At 67.0% G+C, this 23,691-nt stretch carries 25 protein-coding genes, 2 tRNA genes and 1 pseudogene; 10 read left to right on the top strand and 18 right to left on the bottom strand.

Annotation, left to right across the window (positions count from 1 at the left end):
* Nucleotides 1–14 precede the first annotated feature (14 nt).
* From FG323_RS10005 to FG323_RS09965, 9 genes and pseudogenes are all read right to left on the bottom strand, one after another.
* Nucleotides 15–296: a DUF4031 domain-containing protein gene (locus FG323_RS10005; protein WP_141454363.1), complete on the bottom strand. Its 282-nt coding sequence runs from the start codon at nt 294–296 to the stop codon at nt 15–17.
* A gap of 43 nt (nt 297–339) precedes the next feature.
* Nucleotides 340–753 carry a DUF3037 domain-containing protein gene (locus tag FG323_RS10000; protein ID WP_220094148.1) on the bottom strand — a complete coding sequence of 138 codons (414 nt, stop codon included), beginning with the start codon at nt 751–753 and terminating at the stop codon, nt 340–342.
* Nucleotides 716–1,483: a HipA family kinase gene (locus FG323_RS09995; RefSeq protein ID WP_181444177.1), complete on the bottom strand. Its 768-nt coding sequence runs from the start codon at nt 1,481–1,483 to the stop codon at nt 716–718. The genes FG323_RS10000 and FG323_RS09995 overlap by 38 nt, the downstream gene beginning before the upstream one ends.
* 73 nt (nt 1,484–1,556) lie before the next feature.
* Nucleotides 1,557–2,519, bottom strand: a pseudogene (gene motB, locus FG323_RS09990) (flagellar motor protein MotB); the annotation flags it as partial.
* 9 nt (nt 2,520–2,528) lie between these two features.
* Complete coding sequence (gene motA, locus FG323_RS09985) at nt 2,529–3,383, bottom strand: flagellar motor stator protein MotA (RefSeq protein WP_141454359.1); 855 nt, start codon at nt 3,381–3,383, stop codon at nt 2,529–2,531.
* Between the two features lie 75 nt (nt 3,384–3,458).
* On the bottom strand, nt 3,459–4,496 hold the full coding sequence (locus FG323_RS09980; RefSeq protein ID WP_141454358.1) for a CorA family divalent cation transporter: 1,038 nt from the start codon (nt 4,494–4,496) through the stop codon (nt 3,459–3,461).
* Nucleotides 4,497–4,585: 89 nt separating this feature from the next.
* Nucleotides 4,586–5,053 (bottom strand): peptide-methionine (R)-S-oxide reductase MsrB, encoded by a 468-nt coding sequence (gene msrB / locus FG323_RS09975; protein WP_141454357.1) that lies wholly within the window; start codon nt 5,051–5,053, stop codon nt 4,586–4,588.
* 177 nt (nt 5,054–5,230) lie between these two features.
* Complete coding sequence (locus FG323_RS09970) at nt 5,231–5,788, bottom strand: DUF3016 domain-containing protein (protein WP_141454356.1); 558 nt, start codon at nt 5,786–5,788, stop codon at nt 5,231–5,233.
* Nucleotides 5,789–5,924: 136 nt separating this feature from the next.
* Nucleotides 5,925–6,884: an AraC family transcriptional regulator gene (locus FG323_RS09965; protein ID WP_141454355.1), complete on the bottom strand. Its 960-nt coding sequence runs from the start codon at nt 6,882–6,884 to the stop codon at nt 5,925–5,927.
* Between the two features lie 171 nt (nt 6,885–7,055).
* Between FG323_RS09965 and FG323_RS09960 the strand changes: the two genes are divergently transcribed.
* The 3 genes from FG323_RS09960 to FG323_RS09950 all read left to right on the top strand — a co-directional run bounded on the left by FG323_RS09960 (nt 7,056) and on the right by FG323_RS09950 (nt 9,672).
* On the top strand, nt 7,056–7,790 hold the full coding sequence (locus FG323_RS09960; RefSeq protein WP_141454354.1) for an SDR family oxidoreductase: 735 nt from the start codon (nt 7,056–7,058) through the stop codon (nt 7,788–7,790).
* A gap of 118 nt (nt 7,791–7,908) precedes the next feature.
* Nucleotides 7,909–8,943 (top strand): aldo/keto reductase, encoded by a 1,035-nt coding sequence (locus FG323_RS09955; protein ID WP_141454353.1) that lies wholly within the window; start codon nt 7,909–7,911, stop codon nt 8,941–8,943.
* Nucleotides 8,944–9,015: 72 nt separating this feature from the next.
* Nucleotides 9,016–9,672: a DsbA family oxidoreductase gene (locus tag FG323_RS09950; protein WP_141454352.1), complete on the top strand. Its 657-nt coding sequence runs from the start codon at nt 9,016–9,018 to the stop codon at nt 9,670–9,672.
* 71 nt (nt 9,673–9,743) lie between these two features.
* Here FG323_RS09950 and FG323_RS09945 read toward each other — a convergent pair whose 3' ends face one another.
* Nucleotides 9,744–9,956 (bottom strand): hypothetical protein, encoded by a 213-nt coding sequence (locus FG323_RS09945; protein WP_141454351.1) that lies wholly within the window; start codon nt 9,954–9,956, stop codon nt 9,744–9,746.
* A gap of 137 nt (nt 9,957–10,093) precedes the next feature.
* The gene (locus FG323_RS09940; protein WP_141454350.1) at nt 10,094–10,717 is read right to left on the bottom strand and encodes an arylesterase; all 624 of its coding nucleotides are present in this window, start codon (nt 10,715–10,717) and stop codon (nt 10,094–10,096) included.
* A 95-nt stretch (nt 10,718–10,812) separates the two neighbouring features.
* On the opposite strand from FG323_RS09940, the gene FG323_RS09935 reads away from it, so the two are divergent.
* Together FG323_RS09935 and FG323_RS09930 are read left to right on the top strand one after the other, a co-directional pair.
* The gene (locus FG323_RS09935) at nt 10,813–11,529 is read left to right on the top strand and encodes an ABC transporter ATP-binding protein (RefSeq protein ID WP_220094147.1); all 717 of its coding nucleotides are present in this window, start codon (nt 10,813–10,815) and stop codon (nt 11,527–11,529) included.
* A complete protein-coding gene (locus FG323_RS09930) occupies nt 11,526–14,018 on the top strand; it encodes an FtsX-like permease family protein (RefSeq protein ID WP_141454348.1) in 2,493 nt (830 codons plus the stop codon). The genes FG323_RS09935 and FG323_RS09930 overlap by 4 nt, the downstream gene beginning before the upstream one ends.
* Before the next feature lie 15 nt (nt 14,019–14,033).
* Here FG323_RS09930 and FG323_RS09925 read toward each other — a convergent pair whose 3' ends face one another.
* The 5 genes from FG323_RS09925 to FG323_RS19680 form a co-directional block, all read right to left on the bottom strand.
* A complete protein-coding gene (locus FG323_RS09925; RefSeq protein WP_141454347.1) occupies nt 14,034–14,333 on the bottom strand; it encodes a hypothetical protein in 300 nt (99 codons plus the stop codon).
* A 140-nt stretch (nt 14,334–14,473) separates the two neighbouring features.
* Nucleotides 14,474–15,694, bottom strand: coding sequence for an RtcB family protein (locus FG323_RS09920; RefSeq protein ID WP_141454346.1), 1,221 nt, complete (start codon nt 15,692–15,694; stop codon nt 14,474–14,476).
* 636 nt (nt 15,695–16,330) lie between these two features.
* Nucleotides 16,331–17,452 carry a slipin family protein gene (locus FG323_RS09915; protein ID WP_141454345.1) on the bottom strand — a complete coding sequence of 374 codons (1,122 nt, stop codon included), beginning with the start codon at nt 17,450–17,452 and terminating at the stop codon, nt 16,331–16,333.
* Nucleotides 17,453–17,827: 375 nt separating this feature from the next.
* Nucleotides 17,828–17,894 (bottom strand) — tRNA-Gln (locus FG323_RS09910).
* Between the two features lie 2 nt (nt 17,895–17,896).
* Nucleotides 17,897–17,966 (bottom strand) — tRNA-Cys (locus FG323_RS19680).
* A 744-nt stretch (nt 17,967–18,710) separates the two neighbouring features.
* On the opposite strand from FG323_RS19680, the gene FG323_RS09905 reads away from it, so the two are divergent.
* From FG323_RS09905 to FG323_RS09895, 3 genes are all read left to right on the top strand, one after another.
* Nucleotides 18,711–19,760: a class I SAM-dependent methyltransferase gene (locus tag FG323_RS09905; RefSeq protein WP_255470149.1), complete on the top strand. Its 1,050-nt coding sequence runs from the start codon at nt 18,711–18,713 to the stop codon at nt 19,758–19,760.
* Nucleotides 19,757–20,485, top strand: a complete 729-nt coding sequence (locus FG323_RS09900; RefSeq protein WP_141454344.1) for a pseudouridine synthase — start codon at nt 19,757–19,759, stop codon at nt 20,483–20,485. The genes FG323_RS09905 and FG323_RS09900 overlap by 4 nt, the downstream gene beginning before the upstream one ends.
* A 99-nt stretch (nt 20,486–20,584) precedes the next feature.
* The gene (locus FG323_RS09895; protein WP_141454343.1) at nt 20,585–21,037 is read left to right on the top strand and encodes a transposase; all 453 of its coding nucleotides are present in this window, start codon (nt 20,585–20,587) and stop codon (nt 21,035–21,037) included.
* A 106-nt stretch (nt 21,038–21,143) separates the two neighbouring features.
* Here the strand turns inward: FG323_RS09895 and FG323_RS09890 are convergent, their stop codons facing one another.
* Entirely contained in the window at nt 21,144–21,659 is a 516-nt protein-coding gene (locus FG323_RS09890; RefSeq protein WP_141454614.1) for a DUF1415 domain-containing protein, read from the bottom strand.
* 46 nt (nt 21,660–21,705) lie between these two features.
* Entirely contained in the window at nt 21,706–22,188 is a 483-nt protein-coding gene (locus tag FG323_RS09885; protein ID WP_141454342.1) for a YajQ family cyclic di-GMP-binding protein, read from the bottom strand.
* 78 nt (nt 22,189–22,266) lie between these two features.
* On the opposite strand from FG323_RS09885, the gene FG323_RS09880 reads away from it, so the two are divergent.
* Nucleotides 22,267–23,145 (top strand): DMT family transporter, encoded by an 879-nt coding sequence (locus FG323_RS09880; RefSeq protein WP_181444159.1) that lies wholly within the window; start codon nt 22,267–22,269, stop codon nt 23,143–23,145.
* Nucleotide 23,146: 1 nt separating this feature from the next.
* Nucleotides 23,147–23,683, top strand: a complete 537-nt coding sequence (locus FG323_RS09875; protein WP_141454341.1) for a DUF1453 domain-containing protein — start codon at nt 23,147–23,149, stop codon at nt 23,681–23,683.
* Nucleotides 23,684–23,691 lie beyond the last annotated feature (8 nt).

The following is a 23,691-nucleotide window of genomic DNA, read 5'->3' as shown; positions in this document are numbered from 1 at the left end:
GGCGGCAGCGCGTCTCAGTCGCCGCCGCGGCCCTGTTCCCTGGCGCGCGCGATCACCGCCTTGACCAGCGCGCGGTCCACATGACGCGAGATCGCGACCGCGCCGAGCCGGATGGCGTCCTCGCGCAGGTCCGCGGTCACGTCGTAGTGGGCGCCGCTGGTCTTGTTCTGGAACGCGCGACGCGGAATGCCCAGCCGCTGCGCCATCGCGTGCAGTTCCTCCAGCGTGTCCGCCATCAGGTGCGCCCAGCGCTGTCCGCGCCAGAGGTGCACCGCATCGTCCACGTACACGCTCATCGAGCGGTGGCCGGACGGCTCATGGCAAAGGCCTGCGGAGGATTCACTTGATCCGCACCATGCGATCGAGCAGGTGCTCCATGACCGCCTCCATGTCACCGCACTTGCCCATGTGCACCGGCGAGGTCTGGATGATCGCGCTGCGCTTGGCGGTCAACCAGTGGAAGCGCGCGCGCTTGGGCAGCAGGCCGATGGGACCGGCCTGGGCGCCGCCTTCGCAGATGCGCGGAATCGCGGCCAGGTGGCGTTGCAGGGAATCCAGATCGATGCGCGGGTCCAGGGCCAGCACGCGGGCCTCGTCCAGTTCGATGCGCGCCTGCAGGAAGCCGGTCTTCTCGCAGGACACGATCACGCCGACGTTGATGAATTCCTCGCGCTCCACCCGCGGCACCACCCGGATGACGGCGTAGTCATAGCTGTCAGACGCGCGCACGCTGGGCCTCCTGCGCGAACGCATGCGGCAGCGTCAGGCGCTGCTGCAGATAGTGGGTATAGGCCGCACGTTGCTGGTCGGGCGGTCCGAAGGCGTCGCCGCCCTGCAACCACGTGTCCGGTACCAGTGCGACGATGCCGGCCAGCCGTTCTGGGGACAGCCGCGCGCTGAGCCGCGCGTCGGCGGCTTCCAGATCGCTGGCCCAGGGCAGCAGGACGTGATCCCGGATCAGCGGGAACGGACGGCCGGCGCCACCGGTATCGCCGTCCCAGCCGTGGTGGAAATAGAGCGAGGCGCCGTGATCGATGAGGGTCAGCCGGCGATGCCAGATCAGCAGGTTGGGATTGCGCACGGTGCGATCCACGTTGCTGATGAAGGCATCGAACCAGACGATGTCCGATGCCAGCGCCGGGTCCGGCTGCTCGGCCACGGGATCGAAGTTGGCCGCGCCCGGCAGGTAATCCAGCGCCAGGTTGAGCCCGGCACTGGCCTTGATCAGGTCCTGGATCTCCGGATCGCCCTCGGTACGCGCCAGGTCCGCGTCCAGTTCGACCAGCACGATTTCCGGCACAGGCAATTGCAGGGCGCGGGCGATTTCGCCGGAAATCAGTTCCGCCACCAACGCGCGCGGACCCTGGCCGGCGCCGCGGAACTTGAGGACGTACATGCCGTCATCGTCCGCCTCGACGATGGCCGGCATCGAGCCGCCTTCACGCAGGGGCGTCACGTAGCGGGTCGCGGAAACGGTGCGCAGTGTCATCGCGCAAGGATAGCCTCCCGCGCGGACATGGCGAAGCCCGTCAGGGATGGCCCGCGCGCGCGGGCGGTGCGGATGCGGTCGGCAGGGCCGGTACCTGCGTGTCCGCATCGGCCAGCACCTTGCCCAGCGCCATGCCGCCGCCGTCCAGCGCCTCGGCCTCGGCCGCGCGGGTCATGATGACGATGCTGATGCGACGGTTGATCGGGTTCTGCGGATCCCGCTTGTCGAACAGTACGGAGGAGGACAAGCCGACCACGCGGGTCACCTTGTCCTCCTGCATGCCGGCTTCGACCAGCGCCCGCCGCGCCGCGTTGGCGCGGTCGGCGCTCAGTTCCCAGTTGGTGTAGCCGGCCCGGGCATACGCGGTGACGTCGGTGTGGCCGGTCAGGCTGATGTGGTTGGGCACGCGATTGATGAAGCCGGCCAGCTCATGGAGGATGTTGGTCGTGTACGGCTTGAGCGAGGAACTGCCCAGATCGAACATGGGCCGGTTCTGCTGATCGACGATCTGGATGCGCAGGCCCTCGGGGGTCAGATCGATCAGCAACTGATCCTTGAACGGCTCCAGCGCCTGGCTGCGGCTGATTGCTTCCTCCAGCGCCTGCATCAGTGCTTCCAGCCGCTGCTGGTCCTGCGCATGTTCGCGTGCCTGCTCCTGCGCGCTGGCCTCGCGCGCGGTGGGCGTGCGGCCGTCCGGATCCGGCTTGCTGAAGGGATCCTCGCCACTGCCGCGCGGGATGTCCATCGTGCCGCCCAGCTTGATCATCGACGTGCTGGCACCGCCGGGACCGTTGGGACCGGGCGCGGGCGAGAAGCTCTTGCCGCTGAGCGGGCTCGGATTGCGGAAGTACTCGGAGATCGCCGCGCGATCCTTGTTGGTGGTCGCACCGACCAGCCACATGACCAGGAAGAACGCCATCATCGCGGTGACGAAGTCCGCGTAGGCGACTTTCCAGGAGCCGCCGTGATGGCCGCCGCCTTGGACCTTGCGGACCCGGCGAACCACAATGACCGTGGATTTCTCGGCCATGGCGCGTGCCTACTTGGCGCCCTTGAGGTGGGTTTCGAATTCGGCGAACTGCGGACGCACCGCCGACGGCAGCGTCTTGCGCGCGAATTCCAATGCCACCTTGGGGTTGTAGCCGCGCAGGCAGGCCAGCAGGGCGGTCTTGACGCTTTCGTAGATGCGGCTGTCCTGCTCGGCGCGCGCTTCCAGCGCCGCGGCCAGCGGGCCGACGAAGCCATAGGCCAGCAGGATGCCCAGGAAGGTGCCGACCAGGGCGCCGGCCACGTGCGCGCCGACCTGTGCGATGTCGCCGCCGATCGAGCCCATGGTGATGACGATGCCCAGCACCGCGGCGACGATGCCGAAACCCGGCAGCGCGTCGGCGACCTTCGCCAGCGCGTGGGCCGGCGCCATCATCTCGTGATGGTGCTTCTCCAGCTCCAGTTCCAGCAGCGGTTCCAGCTCGTGCGGCTCGATGTTGCTGCCGACCATCAGGCGCAGGCAGTCGGTGATGAAATCCATCAGGTGGTGATCGGCCAGCACCTTGGGATACTTGTTGAACAGATCGCTGGAGCCCGGATTATCGACGTGCGATTCCAGCGAGATGAAGCCTTCGCGGCGCGCCTTGTTCAGCAGTTCGTACATCAGGGTGAGCACGTCCAGATAATCGGACGACCTGTACTTGACCCCCTTGAACACCGCGGGAATGCTGGCGAAGGTGGCCTTCACCACCTTCGGCGGATTGCTCATCAGGAACGCGCCCAGCGCCGCGCCGCCGATGATCACCAGTTCGAACGGCTGCCACAGGGCGGCGAGCTTGCCGTGCGAGGCGACGAAGCCGCCGAGCACGCTGGCGATGACGACCAGGATTCCTACGATGATCAACATGGATGGGGCACGACGTGGGGTACGAAGGGATGTCGGCTCCGGTCCCGGTTTCTTGAGTGGCCGCGGACGGCCGGCTCAGGTCGAGCGCGAGACGCCCAGGCGGCGCAGGATCAGGTAGACCGCCAGGCTGGACAGCAGCCCCAGCACCAGCGCGGCGGAGGCGCCCGCCCGGTGATCGGCGAAGGGCAGGCCATGCAGGTTCATGCCGAACACGCCCACGACCAGGCTGGGCGGCAGCAGCAGCGCGGTGATCATCGACAGCACGTAGAGGTGCGTGTTGGTGCGCTCGGCGAGTTTGGCGGCGACCTCGTCCTGAAGCAGGCGGGCGCGCTCCTGCAGGGTCGAGACGTCACCGTCCAGATCATCGAAGCGCTGGCCGAGACGCGACGCCACCGGCAGCAGTTCGTCCTCGTCCTCGTCCGGGGCATGCCGCTGTTCGAACTGCTTGAGTACCCGGCGCATGGCGGTCAGCGGCCGGTGCAGGCGCACGCTCTGGTGCCGCAGCGATGCCAGATCGCGCCGTTCGTCGCCGATGGCGTCGGCCAGCACGCGATCCTCGATGCGGTCCAGCGATTCGGAAAGATCATCGGTGGCGCGTTCCACCGCGTCGGCGAAATGCTCGGCGATGGCTTCCAGCACGCGGGCCGGATGGCTGCAGCGTTCGCCCGCGCAAAGCTGCCGCCGGACCGTCTCGACCGATCGCAACGGTTGCCGGCGGGCGGTGACCAGCAAGCCGTCGCCGATGGCGAAATGCAGCCAACCCAGGCCGTCGTGATGGCCGGGCGCGCGCGGCGCCTTGCCGCCGGCGCGCCGGTGTTCCCAGTCGACGAACACGCCGTAGGCGCCATCCTCCTGGCGTTGCAGGATCACGTGGGTATCGTGCGAGAGCAACGTCTCGCGGGCGTCTTCGGGCAGCGGCAGGCGGGCGATGGATTGCGCGCTGCGGGCATCGCTCTGGTTGAAATGAAGCCAGCGCCAGCCGTCCCCCGCGCCCGGTTCCATGGGGTCGCCAGCCTCCATCGGCGTGGCGCGCCCCTCGGCATCGAAGCGCACGGCCCACAGCAGGCCTGGGAACCCGTCAAACAGGACGTCGGCGTCGGAACGGACCAGCATGGCGATGCCGCCTTCACGGCAGACGACAGTTTCGTGACCGGCAGGTTACATGCGCCTTGTGCCGGTTTTGTGACAACGCCGCGACGCGGTCAGGACAGCGGCTGGCCCTCCGGCGCGCCGCGCTGCAGCCGGTCCGGCAACGGCTCGTCGTCGCCGGTGAAGTCCAGCGACACCGAGTTCAGGCAATGGCGTTCGTGGGTCGGCGGCGGGCCGTCCGGGAACACATGGCCGAGATGGCTGCCGCAACGGGTGCAGACGATTTCGGTCCGCACCATGCCGTAGCTGTCGTCGCGGATCCGGCCGATGTGGCGTTCGTCGAACGGTGCGAAGAAACTCGGCCAGCCGGTGCCGGAATCGAATTTCGCGCTGGAACGGAACAACGGCAGTCCGCAAAAGCGGCAGGTGTAGGTGCCTTCGCGCTTGTTGTCCAGGAACACGCCGCAGAACGGCGCTTCGGTGCCATGCTGGAGCAGGACCCGGCGTTCATCATCGCTGAGGCTGTCGGTGAGTTGCCGGCGCTGGGCATCGGTGGGAGGCGTGAGATCGAAAGCGCTCATGGAAGGCTCCGGGGTTCGTCCGCACTCCTATATGGTGGCGGCCAGGCGGACCGCAAGTGCGGGTGGGAAAGGCAGGATGCCCGCACCGGGGCGTTCGCGGCCGGCGGTGCGGAAATGAAGAAAGGCGGCCATGGGCCGCCTTTCGATTCCATCCGGTGCGTCCGGGCGACGCGCGATTCAGGCGTCGTCGCGACGGAACTCGCGATACAGCCAGTCGTCGAGCATGCGCTTTTCGTAGCGCAGCGGATCCGTGTCCATCACGTTGCCGCCGCTCATCATGAAGGCGCTGTCGACCAGCTTGCGTTCGCCCTGGGCCAGCACCTGGCCATTGGCGTCCTTCACTTCGAAGTTCAACGTTACCCGCGGCGGATAGATGTCCTTGATGATGCGGATGCGATCCATGTCGAAACCGCGGCCCGGCTCGTAGCTTCCCGCACGGCGGATGTCGGTGATGGTGATGTGCATCTGCTGGCCCGGCGCCAGGCGCTTGCCAGCCTGCTTCTGCAGATAGGTGGCCAGGTCCACCACCCAGTTGCCCTGCGCGGCTTCCCAACGGTTGCCGCTGTAGCGGATGTCGGTGAACTGGGCGGGATCGGTCCAATTGACGCTGACGGCGTTGGCGGTCGGCAGTTCGCGCGGGGTGTTCGGGTCGGTGACCGTCCTGGACTTGGCCAGCAGCGGTCCACTCAGCGCCAGTCCCAGCACCAGGGCGGACAGGAGGGATACGCGTTTCATGACCGGTCTCCGGAAGTATCAGGGGACTCAGATTCTGCGCCGGCCCCCCGGGGGCGGCAACGCGTCCGCGGGCTTTTCCGGCATGCCCGTCACCGGAAGTTCATGTCCTTGAACGGCCGCCGATCCGAACCGGGCTTCAGCTCGTGCGCAGCCGCTCCACGTCGCGCAGCGGTGGCGCGCCGAACATCCGGCTGTACTCCCGGCTGAACTGCGACGGGCTTTCGTAACCCACCCGATGCCCGGCGGTCGCCGCGTCGACCACTTCGGTAAGCAGCAGGCGGCGGGCTTCCTGCAATCGCAACTGCTTCTGGTACTGCAGCGGGCTCATCGCGGTCACCGCCTTGAAGTGGTGGTGCAGCGCCGAGGGGCTCATGTGCACCTGGCGGGCGATGTGATCGATGCGCAGCGGCTGGTGGAAATTCTGGCGCAGCCAGCCGATCGCCCGGGCCACCCGATGGCCCTGGCTCTCGGCCACACCGATGTGGCGCAGCATGCCGCCCTGTTCGCTGCGCAGGAGGCGGTAGTGAATCTCGCGCTGGATCAGCGGCGCCAGCAGCGGAATGTCGCGCGGGGTTTCCAGCAATCGCACCAGCCGCAGGGCGGCGTCCAGCAATTCCGGGTCGCACTGGCTGACCGCGATGCCGCGCGACGGCGGCGGCAGTGGCGCGGACACTTCCTCGGCCTGGGTCACCAGCGCGGCGATATCGGCGGGTGGAAGCTTCAACACGAAGCACAGGTAGGGTTGTTCCGGCGTGGCCTGGATGACCTGTCCGGTGATCGGCAGATCCACCGAGGCCAGCAGGTAGCGGGTGGCGTCGTAGTGGTAGACCTCTTCGCCCAGCAGGGTCCGCTTGCTGCCCTGCGCGATCAGGCAAAGCGCGGGTTCCTGCAGTCCGCCCATCGGCGCGCTGGGCGCGCTCAGCCGGGAAAAGCGCAGGTTGTCGATGGCGGTGGCATGGATGCCGTCTTCGCTGGCGAATCGTTCAATCGCCGCGGCGAGCGCGACGCGCCGTTCCTCGATCCGGGCGTCGGCGTGGGACGCCGGCGGCAGGCCGGAGGGGGAAGCGGGATTTGCAGAAACGGGGGAGGTTTCCATGACGACGGAGTCTACGCCCGGCCCGGCAGGGCCGATACGCCCGGACGGGACCAGCGGCAGGATCAGGCAAGAATGATGGAGGAACCGGATATCGGCGAGAGGAATGACGGCACCAGACTGCGCCTCCCGTCGGCGCATCCCGCGCCGGCTGTCACCCGAGGCCATCCCCCCATGTCCGGAATCGAAGGAAAAGTCATCGCCATCACCGGTGCCAGCAGCGGCATCGGCGAGGCCACCGCCCGTGAACTGGCGCGCCGTGGCGCCCGCGTGGTGCTCGGCGCGCGCCGCACTGAACGCCTGGAACAACTCGTCGCAGGGATCACCCGGGCGGGCGGTCAGGCTATTTACCGCAGGCTCGACGTCACCGATCTGGAAGACACGCGCGCGTTCATCGAACATGCCCGCGCCGAATTCGGCCGGGTCGACGTGATCGTCAACAATGCCGGGGTGATGCCGCTGTCGCCGCTGGAAGCGCTGAAGATCGAAGAATGGAACCGCATGATCGACGTCAACATCCGCGGCGTGCTGCACGGCATCGCCGCCGGCCTGCCGGTCATGAAGGCGCAGGGCGGTGGCCAGTTCGTCAACGTGTCGTCCATCGGTGGTCATGCGGTGTATCCGACCGCGGCGGTCTATTGCGCCACCAAGTACGCGGTGCTGGCGATCTCCGAAGGCTTGCGCCAGGAACACCAGGATCTGCGCGTCACGGTGATTTCGCCGGGCGTGACGACCAGCGAACTGGCCGACACCATCACCGATCCGGGCTCCAAGGCCGGCATGGATGAATTCCGCAAGATCGCGATTCCGGCCGAGGCCATCGCGCGGGCGATCGCCTATGCCGTCGAGCAGCCCGATGACGTGGACGTCAGCGAAGTGATCGTGCGCCCCACCGCCAGCGCCTACTGACGGGCTTGCGCCACCGGTTCCGCGGGATGGATGGCAACAAAGCTTTCCATCCCGCGGCTTGCCCGTCCCGGCGCGGAGGAGTGAAATGGCGAACCCTCCCCCGCATGAGTTTTCCGCCATGGAATATCGCTACCTGGGCGCATCCGGCTTCCGCGTGCCCGTCCTCAGCTTCGGCACCGGCACCTTCGGGGGCCAGGGCGCATTGTTCAGTTCGTGGGGCCAGACCGACGTCGCCGAGGCGCGCCGGCTGATCGACGTCTGCCTGGACGCGGGACTGAACATGTTCGACAGCGCCGACGTCTATTCCAAGGGCGCGGCCGAATCGATCCTCGGCGAGGCCATCAAGGGCAAGCCGCGCGATTCGCTGATTCTCTCCACCAAGGCGACCTTCCGTTTCGACGAAGGCGAGAACAGCGTCGGCTCCTCCCGCTACCACCTGATCAACGCCATCGATGCCGCACTCAAGCGCCTGGGCACCGACTACCTCGATTTGTTCCAGTTGCATGGTTTCGACGCGCGCACGCCGGTCGAGGAGGTGCTGTCCACGCTCGACGATCTGGTCCGGGCCGGCAAGATCCGCTATCTCGGCGTGTCCAACTTCTCCGGCTGGCACCTGATGAAGTCGCTGGCGGTGGCCGATCGCTACGGCTGGTCGCGCTATGTCGCCCACCAGGCGTACTACTCGCTAGTCGGCCGCGATTACGAGTGGGAACTGATGCCGCTGGCCGCCGACCAGGGCGTAGGCGCGGTGGTCTGGAGTCCGCTGGGTTGGGGCCGCCTGACCGGCAAGATCCGTCGCGGCCAGTCGCTGCCGGAAACCAGCCGCCTGCAATCGCAGACCAGTGTCGACTCCGGCCCGCCGGTGGATCAGGAACACCTGTTCCGCGTGATCGACGCGCTGGACGAAATCGCCGCCGAGACTGGCAAGACCCTCCCGCAGATCGCGCTGAACTGGTTGCTGCAGCGTCCGACCGTTTCCACCATCGTGGTAGGCGCGCGCAACGAAGAGCAACTGAAGCAGAACCTGGGCGCGGTCGGCTGGAACCTGAGCGCCGAGCAGGTCGCACGCCTGGATGCGGCCAGCGCCGTGACCAAGCCGTATCCGTACTGGCACCAGGCCGGCTTCAAGTACCGCAATCCGACGCCGGTCTGATCCGGCTTCTTCACCCTATCGTCGCCGGCGCGAGCTCGCGCCGGCGACCGTCGTTTTTCAGGAGAGATTCGCATGAGCCAGCCGATCAAGATCGATTTCGTGTCCGACGTGGTGTGTCCGTGGTGCGCCATCGGGCTGCAGTCGCTGGAACAGGCCATCGCCCGGGTGGGCGGCGATCTGCAGGTGGAACTGCGCTTCCAGCCGTTCGAGCTCAATCCGCAGATGCAGGCTGGCGGCGAAGACGTCGTCGAGCACCTCACTCGCAAGTACGGCATGAGCGCCGAGCAGGCGCGCAGCAACAGCGAGGCGATACGCCAGCGCGGCGCCTCGCTGGGTTTCACTTTCGACATGGATCGCCGTCGCCGCATCGTCAATACCTTCGACGCCCATCGTCTGCTGCACTGGGCGGAGCAGGAGCATCCGGACATGCAGCGTGCGCTCAAGCACGCGCTGCTGCGCGCGTATTTCAGCGAAGGCCAGGACGTGTCCTCTCCGGACGTGCTGGCGCCGCTGGCCGAATCGGTTGGTCTGGACGGCGCGCGTGCGAGGGCCATCTTGGCATCGGACGAATATGCCGAGGCGGTGCGGGCACGCGAGCGGCTCTACCAGGAACACGGCATCAACGCGGTGCCCTCGGTGGTGTTCAACGATCGCCACCTGATCCAGGGTGGCCAGCCGGTGGAAGTGTTCGAACAGGCGCTGCGGCAGCTATCCGGCATCGCCGGCTGAAGGGGGACGGCAAGCGCGAACCGGGCGCGGAAAGCGGGAGAGGGTCCACCTTCCGCACCCGGCAGGCGACCTCAACCGTGTCGCGACACCACCACGGCCTCGCGACCGGCCATGTCCATCACCACCGCGGTCGGAATGCCGTGGTGTTCGTACAGCGTGGCGGCCAGCAGCCGCGCGCTGTCGCGGGCATCGTTCAGGGTCTGGTAGCGGGAACGGCCATGCTCGCCCTCGTAGAGCTGCCAGCCTTCATTGGCGGCGGCGATGGTGAACAGAAGACGGGGCATAGGGACCTCGGGCAAGCCAGCAAACGCGCGTTCCTGCGCGATGCATAGCCTGCCCTGAGGCGAGTTGTTTCACATTCAGCGGATCCCGCGACGTCGTGTAGGAAAAAACCTACATTTCCTCGCCGCGACCCTGGCGGTCACTTGAGCATCGGCCCCAGCACCTGCCAGACATGGTCGCGGATCTTCGGCTGCGCCGACGCCACCGGATGCAGGTTGTCGGCCTGGAAATTGGCGCGGTCGCGGGCGACGGGCTCCAGCAGGAACGGCAGCAGCGGCAGCTTGTACTGATCCGCCAGGGCCTTGAAGTTGGCTTCGAAGCCGCGCGTGTAGTCGGGGCCGTAATTGGGCGGGATGCGCATGCCGATCAGCATGACCCGTGCGCCGGCTTTCCGCGCGGCCTGGATCATCCGGTCCAGGTTGGCGCGGGTCTGGGCCAGCGACAGGCCGCGCAGGCCGTCATTGGCGCCCAGCTCGATCACCACGATAGCCGGGCGATGGCGCTGTAGTTCGGCGGCGATGCGCGACGCGCCGCCGGCGGTGGTTTCGCCGCTGATGCTGGCGTTGACCACCCGCCATCCCGGCCGGGTGCGCTTGACCTGTTCGGCGGTGAGCGCGACCCAGCCCTGCGCGGCGGACAGGCCGTAGGCGGCGGAAAGCGAATCACCCATCACCAGGACGGTGCGCGGCGCGGCGGCGGCCGGCGCCTGCGCGGCCAGCGGCAGCGCCAGCAGCGACGCCAATAGCAGCAGGGCGGTACTCATGGCACATTGCAGGCGGGTCCGGACGGCCCCATACCGGATGTTCTTAAAGAACATTTAATCCATGCTCCCAATGATGGAGGGGCATCAGCATAGAGATGATCATGGCCGATTCCACCGCACCCCGTACTCCCGTGACAGACGCGCTTCAGGTAAGCGGCCTGGGCAAGCGCGTCGCGTTGCCCGGCGGCGATCTGACCATCCTGGACGATGTGGGTTTCCGCATTCCGCGCGGCGCCACGGTCGCGATCGTCGGCGCTTCGGGTTCGGGCAAGAGCACGCTGCTGTCGCTGCTGGCGGGCCTGGATACGCCCTCGGGCGGCACCGTGGTGCTGGAAGGCGAACCATTGTCGTCGCTGGACGAGGACGGGCGCGCGCGGGTGCGCGGCGAGAAGGTCGGCTTCGTGTTCCAGAGTTTCCAGTTGCTGCCTTCGCTGACCGCGCTGGAAAACGTAATGCTGCCGCTGGAGCTGCGCGGGGATGCCGAGGTAGAGGCGTCGGCGCGGCAGATTCTGGAGAAAGTAGGGCTAGGCCAGCGCCTGGGCCACTATCCGCGCCAGCTCTCCGGCGGCGAGCAGCAGCGCGTGGCGCTGGCGCGCGCCTTCGTCACCCGGCCATCGCTGCTGTTCGCCGACGAACCCACCGGCAACCTCGATACCCACACCGGGCAGGCGATCATCGAACTGCTGTTCGCACTGAATGCGGAAGCCGGCACCACGCTGGTGCTGGTCACCCATGACGAACATCTCGCCGCACGCTGCGGCCGCCTCCTCCGGCTGGACAGCGGTCGACTGATCGCGGACAACGCCGCATGAGAACGTTGAAGATGGCCTGGCGCCAGTTGCGCCGGGATCTGGCCGCGGGCGATATCCGCATCCTGTTCGCCGCGCTGGTGCTGGCGGTGGTGGCGGTGACCGCGGTGGGCTTCGTCACCGATCGCGCCGAACGGGCCTTGGCCATCGAGGCCAACCGGTTGCTGGGCGGCGATGCGGTGGTGCGTGGCGACGCGCCGATCAGCGAGGAACTGCGCAACGCCGCGCGCGGCGCGGGACTGCGGCTGACCGAGACGCTGGAATTCCAGAGCATGATCCGCGCCGGCGAGGATCTGAAGCTGGGCGAGCTGCGCGCGCTCGGCGAAGGTTTCCCGCTGCGCGGCAGTTTCCGCATCATCGATGCACAGGGCGAACACGATGCGCGCGGCATTCCCGCGCCCGGCACCTTGTGGATGACCCAGGCGGGCGCCGACACCCTCGGTGCCCGCGAAGGCGATTTGATTGGCATCGGCAATATCCAACTGCGATTGGCCGCCCGCGTGGTGCAGGAACCGGATGCCGCGCTCGACTATTTCAACGTCGCGCCGAGGGTGTTCCTCAACATCGGCGACGTACCGGCGACCGGCCTGGTGCAGGAAGGCAGCCGTATCCGCTATCGGCTTGTCGTCGCGGGCGATGCCGGCGGCGTCGAACGCTTCACCGCCGCCGCGCGTACCCAACTGGCGCGCGGGCAGCGGCTGGAAACCATCCAGGATGCGCGACCGGAGATCCGCTCCGCGCTCGACCGCGCCGGCCGTTTCCTCGGCCTTGCCGCGCTGGTGTCGGTGGTGCTGGCCGCGGTCGCGGTGGCGATGGCCGCGCGCCGCCACAGCGAGCGTCACCTGTCCGGCACCGCGGTGATGCGCTGCCTCGGCGCCAGCCAGCGCACGCTGGTCGGCGTGCACGTGGGCGAACTGCTGCTGCTGGGACTGATCGCCTGCACGGTCGGCGTGGCGATCGCGTTCGGCCTGCAATGGGCGATCGGCGACTGGCTGGAGCGCACGTTGGAGATATCGATACCGCCGGCGGGCCTGCTGCCGGCCTGGCAGGGCTACGGTGTCGGACTGATCGTGCTGCTGGCCTTCGGGGCGCCGCCGGTACTGGCGCTGCGGCGGGTGCCGGCGCTGCGGGTGCTGCGGCGGGATCTGGACCCGACCGAACCCAGCGCGTGGCTGGTGGCGTTGGCCGGTTTCGTCGGACTGGGCGCGCTGCTGTGGTGGAAGGCCGGCTCGGCCGCGCTGGGCACCGCGATGCTGCTGGGCATCCTCGCCACGTTGGCGGTCCTCGCCGTGCTGGCGTGGACGCTGATCCTGGTCGTGCGGCGGGTACGCGGGCGCCTGCGCGGCAGCCTGCGCTATGGCCTGGCCAATGTCAGCCGGCGCGCGGGCACCAGCATCGCCCAGATCTCCGCGCTCGGCCTGGGCCTGATGGCGCTGCTGCTGCTGACCTTCGTGCGCACCGACCTGCTGGATCGCTGGCAGATGGCGCTGGCGGCGGACGCGCCCAACCGTTTCATCATCAACGTGCAGCAGGACCAGATCGCGCCGGTGCAGGATTTCCTGCGCGCGCAGGGACTGGGCGAAACCGCGCTGTACCCCATGATCCGCGGCAGGCTGGTCGAGCTCAACGGCAAGCCCACCAGCGGCGATGACTATGCCGAAGCCGACGAGCGCACCCGCCGGCGTGCCGATCGTGAATTCAACCTGTCGGTGGCCGATCGCTTGCGCGATGACAACGTGGTGACGGCCGGCAGGTTCTGGACCGGCGTGCCGGCCTCGCCGGAACTGTCGGTGGAGGAGGACTTCGCCGAATCGCTGGGTTGGAAGATCGGCGATCGGGTCACCTTCGATATCGCCGGGCAAAGCTTCGAGGGACGCATCACCAGCCTTCGCAGCGTGGACTGGGAAAGCTTCCGGCCCAACTTCTTCGTGATCGCGTCGCCGCGTTCGCTGGATGGTTATTCGGCCAGCTATATCACCGCGGTCAGCGTGCCGCCGGCGCGGACGCGTTTTACTCGCGATCTGGTCACGGCATTCCCGAACCTGTCGGTGATCGACGTCGATGCGGTGCTCAAGCAGATCCGCAGCACCGCCGATCAGGTTTCGACGGTGGTGCAGGTGGTGTTCTGGTTCTCGCTGGCCGCGGGCGTGCTGGTGCTGCTGGCGGCGATCAGCGCCAGCCAGGATGAGCGTCTGCTGGAAGGCGGGGTGATGCGGGTGCTCGGCGGCAGCCGTCGCCAGCTGCGCCTGGCGCAGGCATCCGAGTTCGCCGCCATCGGCCTGCTGTCGGGACTGGTCGCGGCCATCGCGGCCTCGGTGCTGGCCGGCGTCATCGCCACCCAGGTATTCGAACTGCCCTGGCGCACCAACTGGCAACTGGCGGCGGTGGGTGGCGGCATCGGCCTGCTGGCCGCCTTGGCGGCCGGCATGTTCGCAACCCGGCGCGTACTCGACGCGCCGCCCTCGGTGACCCTGCGCGAACTGCAGAACTGATCCGGATGCGCGGCACTAGTGGACGGTGCCGCCGTCGTGATCAACGCCGGCGAGTTCCGGCGGCTTGATCGGTTGCGCGTCGAACCGGCGCGCATAAGCGCGCTCCTCGATGACCCGGGCGATCTCGTCGTCGGCCAGCTCCGGTGCGCCATAGACCGCGAAACCGATGCTGCCATCGTCGCGCTCGCCAACGTACTGGAGCCGGTAGCGCGGTTGGCCCGCACCGGTGTTTTCCGGGTAGTGGACCGGCGGACGCCCCTCGTCCATGTCCATTTCCTTGTTGTCGATGACACCGCCGACGAACATGGCTCGCATGGCCTTCACCTCGCTGTGCTGGGGGAACGCCAAGCATGGCAGGCGGAACGTTCGGCGCCGATCAAGCCGATGTTTGGAGAATGCGAAGAGCCCGCGAAGACGGGGCTGCGTGGAGGAACAAAAAAAGGGCGAGCTGGAGCTCACCCTTTGATGCAGACCACCTGGCGCAGGGTGTGGACCACCTCGACCAGATCGGTCTGCGCCGCCATCACCGCGTCGATGGACTTGTAGGCGGCCGGCGATTCGTCGATGACGCCCTCGTCCTTTCGGCACTCGACGTGCGCGGTCGCTTCGCGATGTTGCGCCAACGTGATCCGCTGGCGCGCGGCGGTACGGCTCATGACGCGGCCGGCACCATGGCTGCAACTGTGGAAACTGTCCGGGTTGCCCTTGCCACGCACGATGTAGCTGCGCGCACCCATGCTGCCCGGGATGATGCCCAGTTCGCCTTCGCGCGCGCTGACCGCGCCCTTACGGGTCACCAGCAGTTCCTGCCCGCCGTGCGTTTCCTTCTGCACGTAGTTGTGGTGGCAGTTCACCGCCAGCTTCTCCAACTGGAACTTCGGCAGGCGGTGGCGCATTTCCGCCAGCACCCGGGCCATCATCGCCTCGCGGTTGTGGCGCGCGTAGTCCTGCGCCCACGACACCGCTTCCACGTAGTCGTCGAACAGCGGCTCGCCTTGCATGAAGAAGGCCAGATCCTTGTCCGGCAGGTGGAAGCCGAGCACGCGGTGCGCCAGCGCCTCGCGGGCACGCTCGATGAAGTAGGTGCCGATGAGGTTGCCGGTACCACGCGAGCCGCTGTGCAGCATCACCCACACCGCGTCCGCCTCGTCGAGGCAGATTTCGATGAAGTGGTTGCCGCCGCCCAATGTGCCCAACTGGTTTTCGAGCTTGTCAGTACGGATCCTGCGGTGCTTCTGCTTGATCACGTCCAGACGCCCGGCCAATCCGGACTCCGCCACGCGGGTGGCAATGCTGTCCGGCAGGCGGTGGTGTTCGCCGCCGCGCCCGTTGCCGACCGGTACGCTGCGCTCGATGGAGTTGCGCAGCTGTGCCAGGCTGTCGGGAAGATCGCTGGCGCGCAGCGTGGTCCGCACCGCGGCCATGCCGCAGCCGATGTCCACGCCGACCCCCGCCGGGATGATCGCTCCGCGGGTCGGGATGACCGAACCCACGGTCGCGCCCTTGCCCAGATGCACATCCGGCATTACCGCCACCCACGGCCCGACAAACGGGATGGACGCGATGTTGCGCAACTGCGCATGCGCCTCGGCTTCCAGCGGCACGCCGCGGACCCAGCCCTTGATCGGCGTGGTGCTGCCCTCGGCATGCAGCAGTTCGAAGTTTGAAGTATTCATGATTTCTTCCTTGAAGAATTGAAACGCTCTTTCCGTGAAGGGGAAGGGACTAGCTCTTTCTCCATGCACGAAAAAGGAGCTAAGTTGAAAACCCCTTCCCCCGCAAGCGGAGGAGGGAGCGTGTTTGCGGCTCCTTTCCCGTGCGTGGAAGAGGAACCGCAAGGTGAAAGCCCCTTCCCCCGCATGCGGGGGAAGGTTGGGATGGGGGCGAACGAAGCGATGTGCTCCGACCTGCCAGGCCCTGCAACGTTCGATGCTTGCCTGGCGGACCGGGAAGGCACTGACTCCTGCACTGCCCCCACCCCAGCCCTCCCCCGCACGCGGGGGAGGGAGCGTGTTTGCGGCTCCTTTCCCGTGCGTGGAAAAAGGAACTGCAAGGTGAAAGCCCCTTCCCCCGCATGCGGGGGAGGGAGCGTGTTTGCGGCTCCTTTTCCGTGCGTGGAAAAGGAACCGCAAGGTGAAAGCCCCTTCCCCCGCATGCGGGGGAAGGTTGGGTTGGGGGCGAACGAAGCGATGCGCTCCGACCTGCCAGGTCTGGCAACGTTCGGTGCTTGCTTGGTGGACCGGGAGAGCACTGACTCCCGCACCGCCCCCACCCCAGCCCTCCCCCGCAAGCGGGGGAGGGAGCCGCACGTGCTACTGCTTCAAGCTGACCAGTTGCTTCATGACGCCTTCCAGGCCGCCGAACACGGTCAGCTTGTCGATCTTCTCCGTGATCTTCTCCAACGCCTCCAACTCCTTGAGGCGCATCAACACCGGGCTCTCCTCGATAAGCTTGGCCGTGTTGAGCAACGAACGGGTCGCGTTCGCCTCCTCGCGGCGGCGGATCACGTTGGCCTGGGCCGACTTCTCGGCCTGGACCACGCTGTTGAGGATGTCCTTCATCTCGCCCGGCAGGATCACGTCCTTGACGCCCACGCCGAGCACCTCGATACCCAGCCCGGCCACCTGGCCGCGCACGTGGGCAAAGATGTCGGCGTCCAGCGACGCCTTGTCGCCCAGCAGTTCGTCCAGCGTCTTGGCGGAAACCGCCTTGCGCAGGCCGTACTGCAGTTCGCGGTAGACGTGTTCGCCGATCTTGGCCACCTTGGTACGCGCGGCCACCACGTCGACGACGCGGGTGCTCGCGGCCAGGTTCACGCGCAGGGACACCTTGTCGCGGGTCAGCAGTTCCTGGCCCGAGACCTCGACCGCCTGCACGCGCAAGTCGACGATGTCCACGACCACGTTCTTCTGGAAATTCCAGAAGGCGTAGGCGCCCGGCGCCAGCGTCTTCGACAGCTTCCCGTCGATGAACACCAAGCCGGTGAACTCGGCCGGCACGTCGGCGACCGCGGCCACCTTCGACAATGCGCCGAGCTGGCGCAGACGACGGGCCACGACGACGTCGACTTCCGGTTGGCCGTCCAGCGCGACCTTGCGTACGTCCACCTGCACCAGACCCTTCCAGTACAGCTTGCGGCCGCCCGGCAGGATGACGTCTTCCAGCTTGCCGTTCTTCGACACCAGGCCGACTTCCTGCTCGCCGATGTCGGCCAGGGTGAAGTACGGCGCCAGCATGTCCATGCGCGCGATCAGCACGTCGGCATCGTTGCCGGCGTACTCCGGCCGCGCGATGGCGTGCACGGTGATGCCCAGTTCGCCGCGCAGGTCGAAGAACTTGTAGACGCCCGGCTCGAGCACACGCTCGAGCTGACGGTTGCGATACACCAGGCCGCGCTCGCCGTCACCGATCACGACCTTCTTGGTCCAGAACATGGCACATGTCTCCTTATGTGGTTGTTGGCTCTGGTGGTCCGTTCCCGGATGGTTGTTTCCGCACGGGGGAACGGTTGCCGTGCCGAAGTGTTGAAGGCACCGCGCGATGCGACGCCATCGAAAAAAAGGCGGAAACGCCCGTGGACGCAACCGGGGTGGGAATCCGGCGCTGCCGACGGAGATTCCATCACCGATGCGCGGCCGGCATCCTGCCGCCAGCATCGATGGGGAACGTCCGCCGCCAGGGCTCGGTTCCGGCACCGGCCCCGCTGCGTCGTGCGTCTCCACGCATTCCCTTGCATGGATCGGCGCGCCGCACCGGGCGTTTCCTGGAGGGACTTGCGTCCCGATGTCATGACGTGAAAGGCCATGTGTTGGAGCGGGAATCGAACCCGCGACTCTCGGTATCAAAGAACCGATGCTCTACCCAGCTGAGCTATCCAGTGGCGACGTACCGGAATCGAACCGGTGTAGTCGGCGTTGCCGCCGATGCCTGACCCCTCGGCCATCGTCGAGTGGAACACCTGTTCCCACGCCTCGGCATACGCCACGGCAACGCCGCGCGCACCGGACGGGACACAAACCCGTACCGCTGAGACGTGTTCGAAGATGTTCCGCATTGCCGGCTGTCGCCAACCGGCAATCCGTGCGGGCGCATGGCGCCCATTTCGTTGTTCCATCCGAACGCCGCTCGCGTCGGAGCATCACCACGCAGCGCACATGCGCCGGTTGCAGCCGCGCCCCTGCCTCGGGGCGCGCAGGCGCGCTACCCGGATGCTCCAGGGCGGAAACCAGGGGTTTCCCTGTTGGATGGAATCAAACCTGCTCGATGCATGCGCATCCTCCGCGAACGCCAGAAACAAAACGCCCCCGGGACTTGCGACCCGAGGGCGTTCGCGTGCCTCGGGAGATCGGGGTGGCCGATCTCCCAGGGAGTCAGCCGTGATTAGTGATCCAGGTACCGCGCGCCTTCGACGCCGCGCAACAGGACGCACGCGTCCGCGCCGTGGCAGGGCCACAGGGCAAACAGGTTCGTGTTGGCGGGAAGGCGGGTCATGGAAATCGGTTCGGTGAAAAAACAGCCACGAGGGCGAAGGCCGCGCACGATACGCCGGTTGTTTTGAAGATGCAACACTTTTTTAACTTCGATTTTCTTCCGGTCGACCTCAGGCGTGATCGACCACGCCTGAGGTCACGTCGGCGATGGCCTTGGGCGCGGGTAGAATCGCCGCGTTCGTTTCGACTTTTTGACGCCTACGTGTCCCACGCCCATTCCGATCCCGCGCTCGACGCGCTGCTGTTGCCCTTCCAGCAGGGCGATCTCCATTGGCCGGAGAGCCCCGTGTTGTTCCTACGCGCGCGCGACGGCTCGGCGTTGCGGCAGTTTCCGCTGGACACGCTGGTTTGCGAACAGAGTTTCAAGCCAGCCGCGGATGGTTTGACGCGTGCGGGTCTGGACGTGGTTGAGGAGGCCTCGTCCCGCGCGTCCACCGAAGGCTATGCCGCGGTGCTGGTGTTGCCGCCCCGCCAGCGCGAGGAAGCGCGGGCGCTGTTCGCGAAGGCGTTTTCGCTGGCCGCGCCGGGCGGCGTGATCGTGGCGAGCATGCCGAACGACGAAGGCGCCAAGGCGGGCGAGGGCGATCTCAAGCGCATCGCACCGCTGGCCGGGACGCTCAGCAAATACCACTGCCGGGTGTTCTGGACGCATGCGCCCGCGCGCGATGCAGCGTTGCTGGGCGAATGGCTGCGCCTGGATGCACCGCGTCCGATCCTGGGAGGGCGGTTCGTCAGTCGTCCCGGTGTGTTCGCCTGGGATCGCATCGATGCCGCTTCCACGCTGCTTGTGGAGCACTTGCCGACAGACCTGGCCGGACACGGTGCAGATCTTGGCGCGGGTTACGGCTATCTCTCGTCGGAGGTGCTGAGGCGCTGTCCGGGTGTCACTGCATTGGACTTGTACGAGGCCGAAGCGCGCGCGCTGGCGCTGGCGCGGGAGAACCTGCGGGACGCTTCCGCCGCGTTGTCGTTCCATTGGCACGATGTGACCGCGGGCGTGTCCGCACAATACGACTTCATCGTCATGAATCCGCCTTTCCATGCGCAGGGTCGGGGTGATCGTCCCGATATCGGCCGACGTTTCATCGAAGTGGCGGCGAGCGCGCTGAAGCCGCGTGGCCGGTTGTGGCTCGTCGCCAACCGCCACCTGCCGTACGAGTCGGCGCTGGGCACGGGTTTCGCACAGGTCCGCACGGTCGCCGAACGGGGAGGCTTCAAGGTGATCGAGGCGGTGAAGGCGGGCCGCGCATGAAGATCGTCAAGCACATCGCCAATCTCGGCTACGGCAGCCGCAAGCAGGTCGCGCTGATGTTCCGCGAAGGGCGGGTGACCGATGCGGCCGGCGAGGTGTTGTATACCGATGATCCGGTCGACCATGACAACATCCGCGTCGACGGGGAACCACTGGACCCCGCGCCGGGCCTGGCGCTGATGCTGCACAAGCCGATCGGATACACCTGCTCGACCAAGGACGCCGGCCGCCTCATCTACGACCTGCTGCCCCCGCGCTTCCGCCTGCGCTCGCCGGTGCTGTCCTCGGTGGGGCGGTTGGATCGCGAGACGTCGGGACTGCTGCTGATGACCGACGATGGCGCCCTGCTGCACCGGATCATCTCGCCGAAATCGAACCTCCCGAAGGTCTACGAGGCCACGCTGGCCCACGACCTGCGCGGCGATGAGGCGGCCCTGTTCGCCAGCGGCGAGCTGATGCTGGAATCCGAGACCACGCCGCTGGCCCCGGCCACGCTGGAAGTGATCGATCCGCGACACACCCGCCTGAGCCTGACCGAGGGTCGCTACCACCAGGTCCGCCGCATGTTCGCCGCCGTCGGCAACCACGTCGAAACCCTGCATCGCAGCCGCATCGGCGGACTCGCCCTGCACGACCTGCCGGCGGGACAGTGGCGCGCGCTGGACAGCGCGGATATCGCAACGCTTTTCGCGGACGCCAGGCAGGTTCCTGTGGGAGCGACGTAAGTCGCGAATCAGGATATCCCCACAGGCGATCGCGCTTCTTCCCGATGGTCTGGATGTGCGCTGATACGGATGCTGGACGTCCACGGAAGAAGGACGGCCATGGATGGCTATTCGAAACTGAGGCGGGGTCGGCTTTCACTGCCTGGACAGATCTATCTGGTGACGTTCACGACAGCGTCCAGGCATCCGCTGTTCCAGGATTCCGCAGCTGCCTGCTGTGTCTGTCGGGCAATCACGGACCCGCGTCTCTGGTATCAATCCCGGTTGCTTGCCTGGGTCCTGATGCCTGATCACTGGCATGGCCTGATTGAGGTAGGTGGCTTGGACCATCTTTCGATGGTAGTGCAGCGACTGAAGACCAACAGTGCACGCAGGCTTCGCATGGAGCATCCAATGGTTGCCCGCGTATGGGAGAAAGGGTTTCATGATCGCGCGCTACGCGGCCAGGCCATGCTGAAACCCGCTGCCCGTTACCTGGTCGGGAATCCGTTGCGGGCAGGCTTGGCCGAGCAGATCGGCGACTACCCTTACTGGAACAGCATCTGGCTGTAGCCGGCCTTGCGGTTGCCGTCATTGTGGGAGCGACGTGAGTCGCGAATCCCGAAACCATCCGCGCATCGCGACTCACGTCGCTCCCACAAGGTACTCGTACTCGCGGTCAATCCGCGAGCAGCTTGCGCCAGCCTTCGTGGCCCAGGTGATCCAGGGTCTGGATGTTGCGTTCGACGATCACGTCGGGATCGGGGAAGGCGGCGACCGCGCGCTCCACGCTGTCCTCGCGCAGCAGGTGCAGGGTGGGGTAGGGCGAGCGATTGGTGTAGTGGCTGATGTCGTCGGGTGCGGCACCGGCGAACTGGTAGTCGGGGTGGAAGCTGGCGACCTGCAGGATGCCTTGCAGGTCCAGCGCCTCGACCGCCGCGTCGGCGTTGTCGAGGAAGTCGTTGTAGTCCAGGAAGTCGGTCAGGACTTCCGGATGGATGATCAGGGTGGTGTCGATCTGCGCGGGATCGGTGTCGCGAAGCAGCACCAGTTCCTCGGCCAGTTGTTCCAGCAGGGCTTCCGGCGTGGTGGCGTCGCTCAGCACGAAACGGACCTGTTCCTTGACGTAGACCGCCTTGGCGAACGGGCACAGGTTCAGGCCGATGACCGCGCGCTCGATCCAGCGGCGGGTCATCGCAACGGCATCCGGCGCGGCGTCGCCGGCGCCAGGCAGCGCGGAATCAGTCACGGAAGTTCTCGAACTGCAACGGCAGCTCAAGTTCGGTCTTCTTGAGCAGGGCGATGACGTCCTGCAGATCGTCGCGCTTCTTGCCGGTGACCCGCAGCTTGTCGCCGTTGATCTGGGTCTCGACCTTGATCTTGGCTTCCTTGATGGTCGCGGCGATCTTCTTGGCCAGCTTCTGCTCGATGCCCTGCTTGACGGTGACCTTCTGCTTGGCCTGGGCCAGGTTGGTCTCGACGTCGCCGAATTCCAGGCAGCGGGTGTCGATGCTGCGGGCGATCAGGCGCGCGCGCAGGATGTCGGTCATCTGCTTGACCTGGAAATCGCTGGGCGCGGTCTGGGTGATGGTGTTCTCTTCCAGCAGGAACTTCGCGTCCACGCCCTTGAAGTCGAAGCGGTTGGAAAGCTCGCGGTTGGCCTGGTCGACCGCGTTGGTGAGTTCGTGCTGGTTGACTTCGGAAACGACGTCGAAGGAGGGCATGGCGGGCGGAAACATGGATTCGGGGGTGGGCCATTCTAATCCATGGGCGGGCGCGCTCCCGTGACGCCATAATGCGGCATGCGTCGACATCCCCATTCCGCCGCCATCGCCCTGATGCTGCTGGCCGTGCTCCTGTTCGCCCTGATGGATGCCGGGCTGAAGCTGCTGTCGGCGAAGTATCCGCCGCTGCAGGTGGCCGCGTTGCGCGGGTTGTCGTCGCTGCCGTTCGTGCTGGCATGGGCGCTGTTGACCGTCCCGCCCGGCAGCCTGCTGCGCATCCACTGGCCGCTGCATCTGCTGCGCGGTGCGCTCGGCGTGGCGATGATGGCCGGTTTCGTCTATGGCCTGCGCGGCATGCCGCTGTCCACGGCCTATGCCATCACGTTCGTCGCGCCGCTGCTGGTGACCGCAATGGCCGGGCCGCTGCTGAGGGAGCGGGTTGGCCTGGGGCGCTGGCTGGCGATCGCGGTCGGCCTGCTGGGCGTGCTGGTCATCCTGCGTCCCACCGGCGAAGGCATGATGACCGCCGGCGGGCTGGCCGTGCTGGTGGCGGCGATCTGCTACGCCGCCGGCGCGATCACCGTGCGCCTGTTGGCGCAGCGGGACAGCACCCAGTCGATGGTGGTCTGGTTCATGGCCCTGCTGTCGGTCGCGGCGCTCGCGCTGGCCTGGCCCGGATGGAAGCCACTGCAGGCGGCGGACGGGTGGATCATCGCCGGCATCGGAGTCGCCGGTTCGCTGGCGCAGGTCGCGCTGACCGAGGCGTTCCGGCGCGGCGAGGCCTCGCTGATCGCGCCGTTGGAATACACCGCGCTGATCTGGGGCGTGGTGCTCGATGTGGCGCTGTGGGGCGTATTGCCGGACGGCGTCACCTGGATCGGTGCGGGGATCATCGTTGCCAGCGGTTTCTATCTGCTGCGCCGCGAGCCCGCGCATGCCGAGGCGGAGCATCCCTGAGGTGCCGTGGCTGTTGCTCCTGCCGCTGGGGCTGATGCTGCTGCTCGCACTGTGGCTGATCCTGTTTCCCTGGTCGTTGTGGCAGCGCTACCACCGCGGCAAGGCAACCCGGCGCGTCTGGCCGTGGCAGGTGCGTTTGAATCTGGGGCTGTTGTGGGTGGGGCTTGTCGTGTTCCTGCTGCTCAGTGCCGTCTTCCAGATCTGGTGGCCGCACCAGTTGTCGCAGGCCGCGCTGGGGCTGGGGGCCGGCATCGGGTTGGGTGTGCTGGGCGTCGCCACGAGTCGTTTCGAATGGCGCGAGGCGGGCCTGTTCCATACGCCCAATCCCTGGTTGGTCCTGCTGCTCACCCTGCTGGTGGCCGGACGGATCCTGCTGGGGCTGTTCCAGATCTTCCAACAGGGCCTGGCATGGTCGCGGGATCAGATGATGGCCGGCGATCTGCATGCGGGCCTGACCGGACTGGCGGGCCTGCTGCTGGGTTATGCGCTCGCGAGCACCTGGGGACTGCATCGCCGCCTGCGACGCCTGCGTCGCTGAGCCGGATA

The sequence above is a fragment of the Pseudoxanthomonas sp. z9 genome (assembly GCF_006542425.1).
Lineage (GTDB): Bacteria > Pseudomonadota > Gammaproteobacteria > Xanthomonadales > Xanthomonadaceae > Pseudoxanthomonas_A.
The sequence above is the reverse complement of the archived record's forward strand: the minus strand, read 5'-3'. Positions and strand labels throughout refer to the sequence as shown.

What these genes read in the sequence shown, in the direction of transcription:
- FG323_RS09915 (WP_141454345.1), bottom strand. Translation starts at nt 17,452, where the DNA reads ATGTTCTGGACCAAGAAGGTCGTGATCGGTGACGGCGAGCGCGGCCTG.
- FG323_RS09945 (WP_141454351.1), bottom strand. Translation starts at nt 9,956, where the DNA reads ATGCCCCGTCTTCTGTTCACCATCGCCGCCGCCAATGAAGGCTGGCAG.
- FG323_RS09930 (WP_141454348.1), top strand. Translation starts at nt 11,526, where the DNA reads ATGAGAACGTTGAAGATGGCCTGGCGCCAGTTGCGCCGGGATCTGGCC.
- FG323_RS09955 (WP_141454353.1), top strand. Translation starts at nt 7,909, where the DNA reads ATGGAATATCGCTACCTGGGCGCATCCGGCTTCCGCGTGCCCGTCCTC.
- msrB (WP_141454357.1), bottom strand. Translation starts at nt 5,053, where the DNA reads ATGAGCGCTTTCGATCTCACGCCTCCCACCGATGCCCAGCGCCGGCAA.
- FG323_RS09965 (WP_141454355.1), bottom strand. Translation starts at nt 6,884, where the DNA reads ATGGAAACCTCCCCCGTTTCTGCAAATCCCGCTTCCCCCTCCGGCCTG.
- FG323_RS10005 (WP_141454363.1), bottom strand. Translation starts at nt 296, where the DNA reads ATGAGCGTGTACGTGGACGATGCGGTGCACCTCTGGCGCGGACAGCGC.
- FG323_RS09935 (WP_220094147.1), top strand. Translation starts at nt 10,813, where the DNA reads ATGATCATGGCCGATTCCACCGCACCCCGTACTCCCGTGACAGACGCG.
- motA (WP_141454359.1), bottom strand. Translation starts at nt 3,383, where the DNA reads ATGTTGATCATCGTAGGAATCCTGGTCGTCATCGCCAGCGTGCTCGGC.
- FG323_RS09900 (WP_141454344.1), top strand. Translation starts at nt 19,757, where the DNA reads ATGAAGATCGTCAAGCACATCGCCAATCTCGGCTACGGCAGCCGCAAG.
- FG323_RS09925 (WP_141454347.1), bottom strand. Translation starts at nt 14,333, where the DNA reads ATGCGAGCCATGTTCGTCGGCGGTGTCATCGACAACAAGGAAATGGAC.
- FG323_RS09920 (WP_141454346.1), bottom strand. Translation starts at nt 15,694, where the DNA reads ATGAATACTTCAAACTTCGAACTGCTGCATGCCGAGGGCAGCACCACG.
- FG323_RS09960 (WP_141454354.1), top strand. Translation starts at nt 7,056, where the DNA reads ATGTCCGGAATCGAAGGAAAAGTCATCGCCATCACCGGTGCCAGCAGC.
- FG323_RS09880 (WP_181444159.1), top strand. Translation starts at nt 22,267, where the DNA reads ATGCGTCGACATCCCCATTCCGCCGCCATCGCCCTGATGCTGCTGGCC.
- FG323_RS09885 (WP_141454342.1), bottom strand. Translation starts at nt 22,188, where the DNA reads ATGCCCTCCTTCGACGTCGTTTCCGAAGTCAACCAGCACGAACTCACC.
- FG323_RS10000 (WP_220094148.1), bottom strand. Translation starts at nt 753, where the DNA reads ATGCGTTCGCGCAGGAGGCCCAGCGTGCGCGCGTCTGACAGCTATGAC.
- FG323_RS09980 (WP_141454358.1), bottom strand. Translation starts at nt 4,496, where the DNA reads ATGCTGGTCCGTTCCGACGCCGACGTCCTGTTTGACGGGTTCCCAGGC.
- FG323_RS09890 (WP_141454614.1), bottom strand. Translation starts at nt 21,659, where the DNA reads ATGACCCGCCGCTGGATCGAGCGCGCGGTCATCGGCCTGAACCTGTGC.
- FG323_RS09950 (WP_141454352.1), top strand. Translation starts at nt 9,016, where the DNA reads ATGAGCCAGCCGATCAAGATCGATTTCGTGTCCGACGTGGTGTGTCCG.
- FG323_RS09970 (WP_141454356.1), bottom strand. Translation starts at nt 5,788, where the DNA reads ATGAAACGCGTATCCCTCCTGTCCGCCCTGGTGCTGGGACTGGCGCTG.
- FG323_RS09895 (WP_141454343.1), top strand. Translation starts at nt 20,585, where the DNA reads ATGGATGGCTATTCGAAACTGAGGCGGGGTCGGCTTTCACTGCCTGGA.
- FG323_RS09940 (WP_141454350.1), bottom strand. Translation starts at nt 10,717, where the DNA reads ATGAGTACCGCCCTGCTGCTATTGGCGTCGCTGCTGGCGCTGCCGCTG.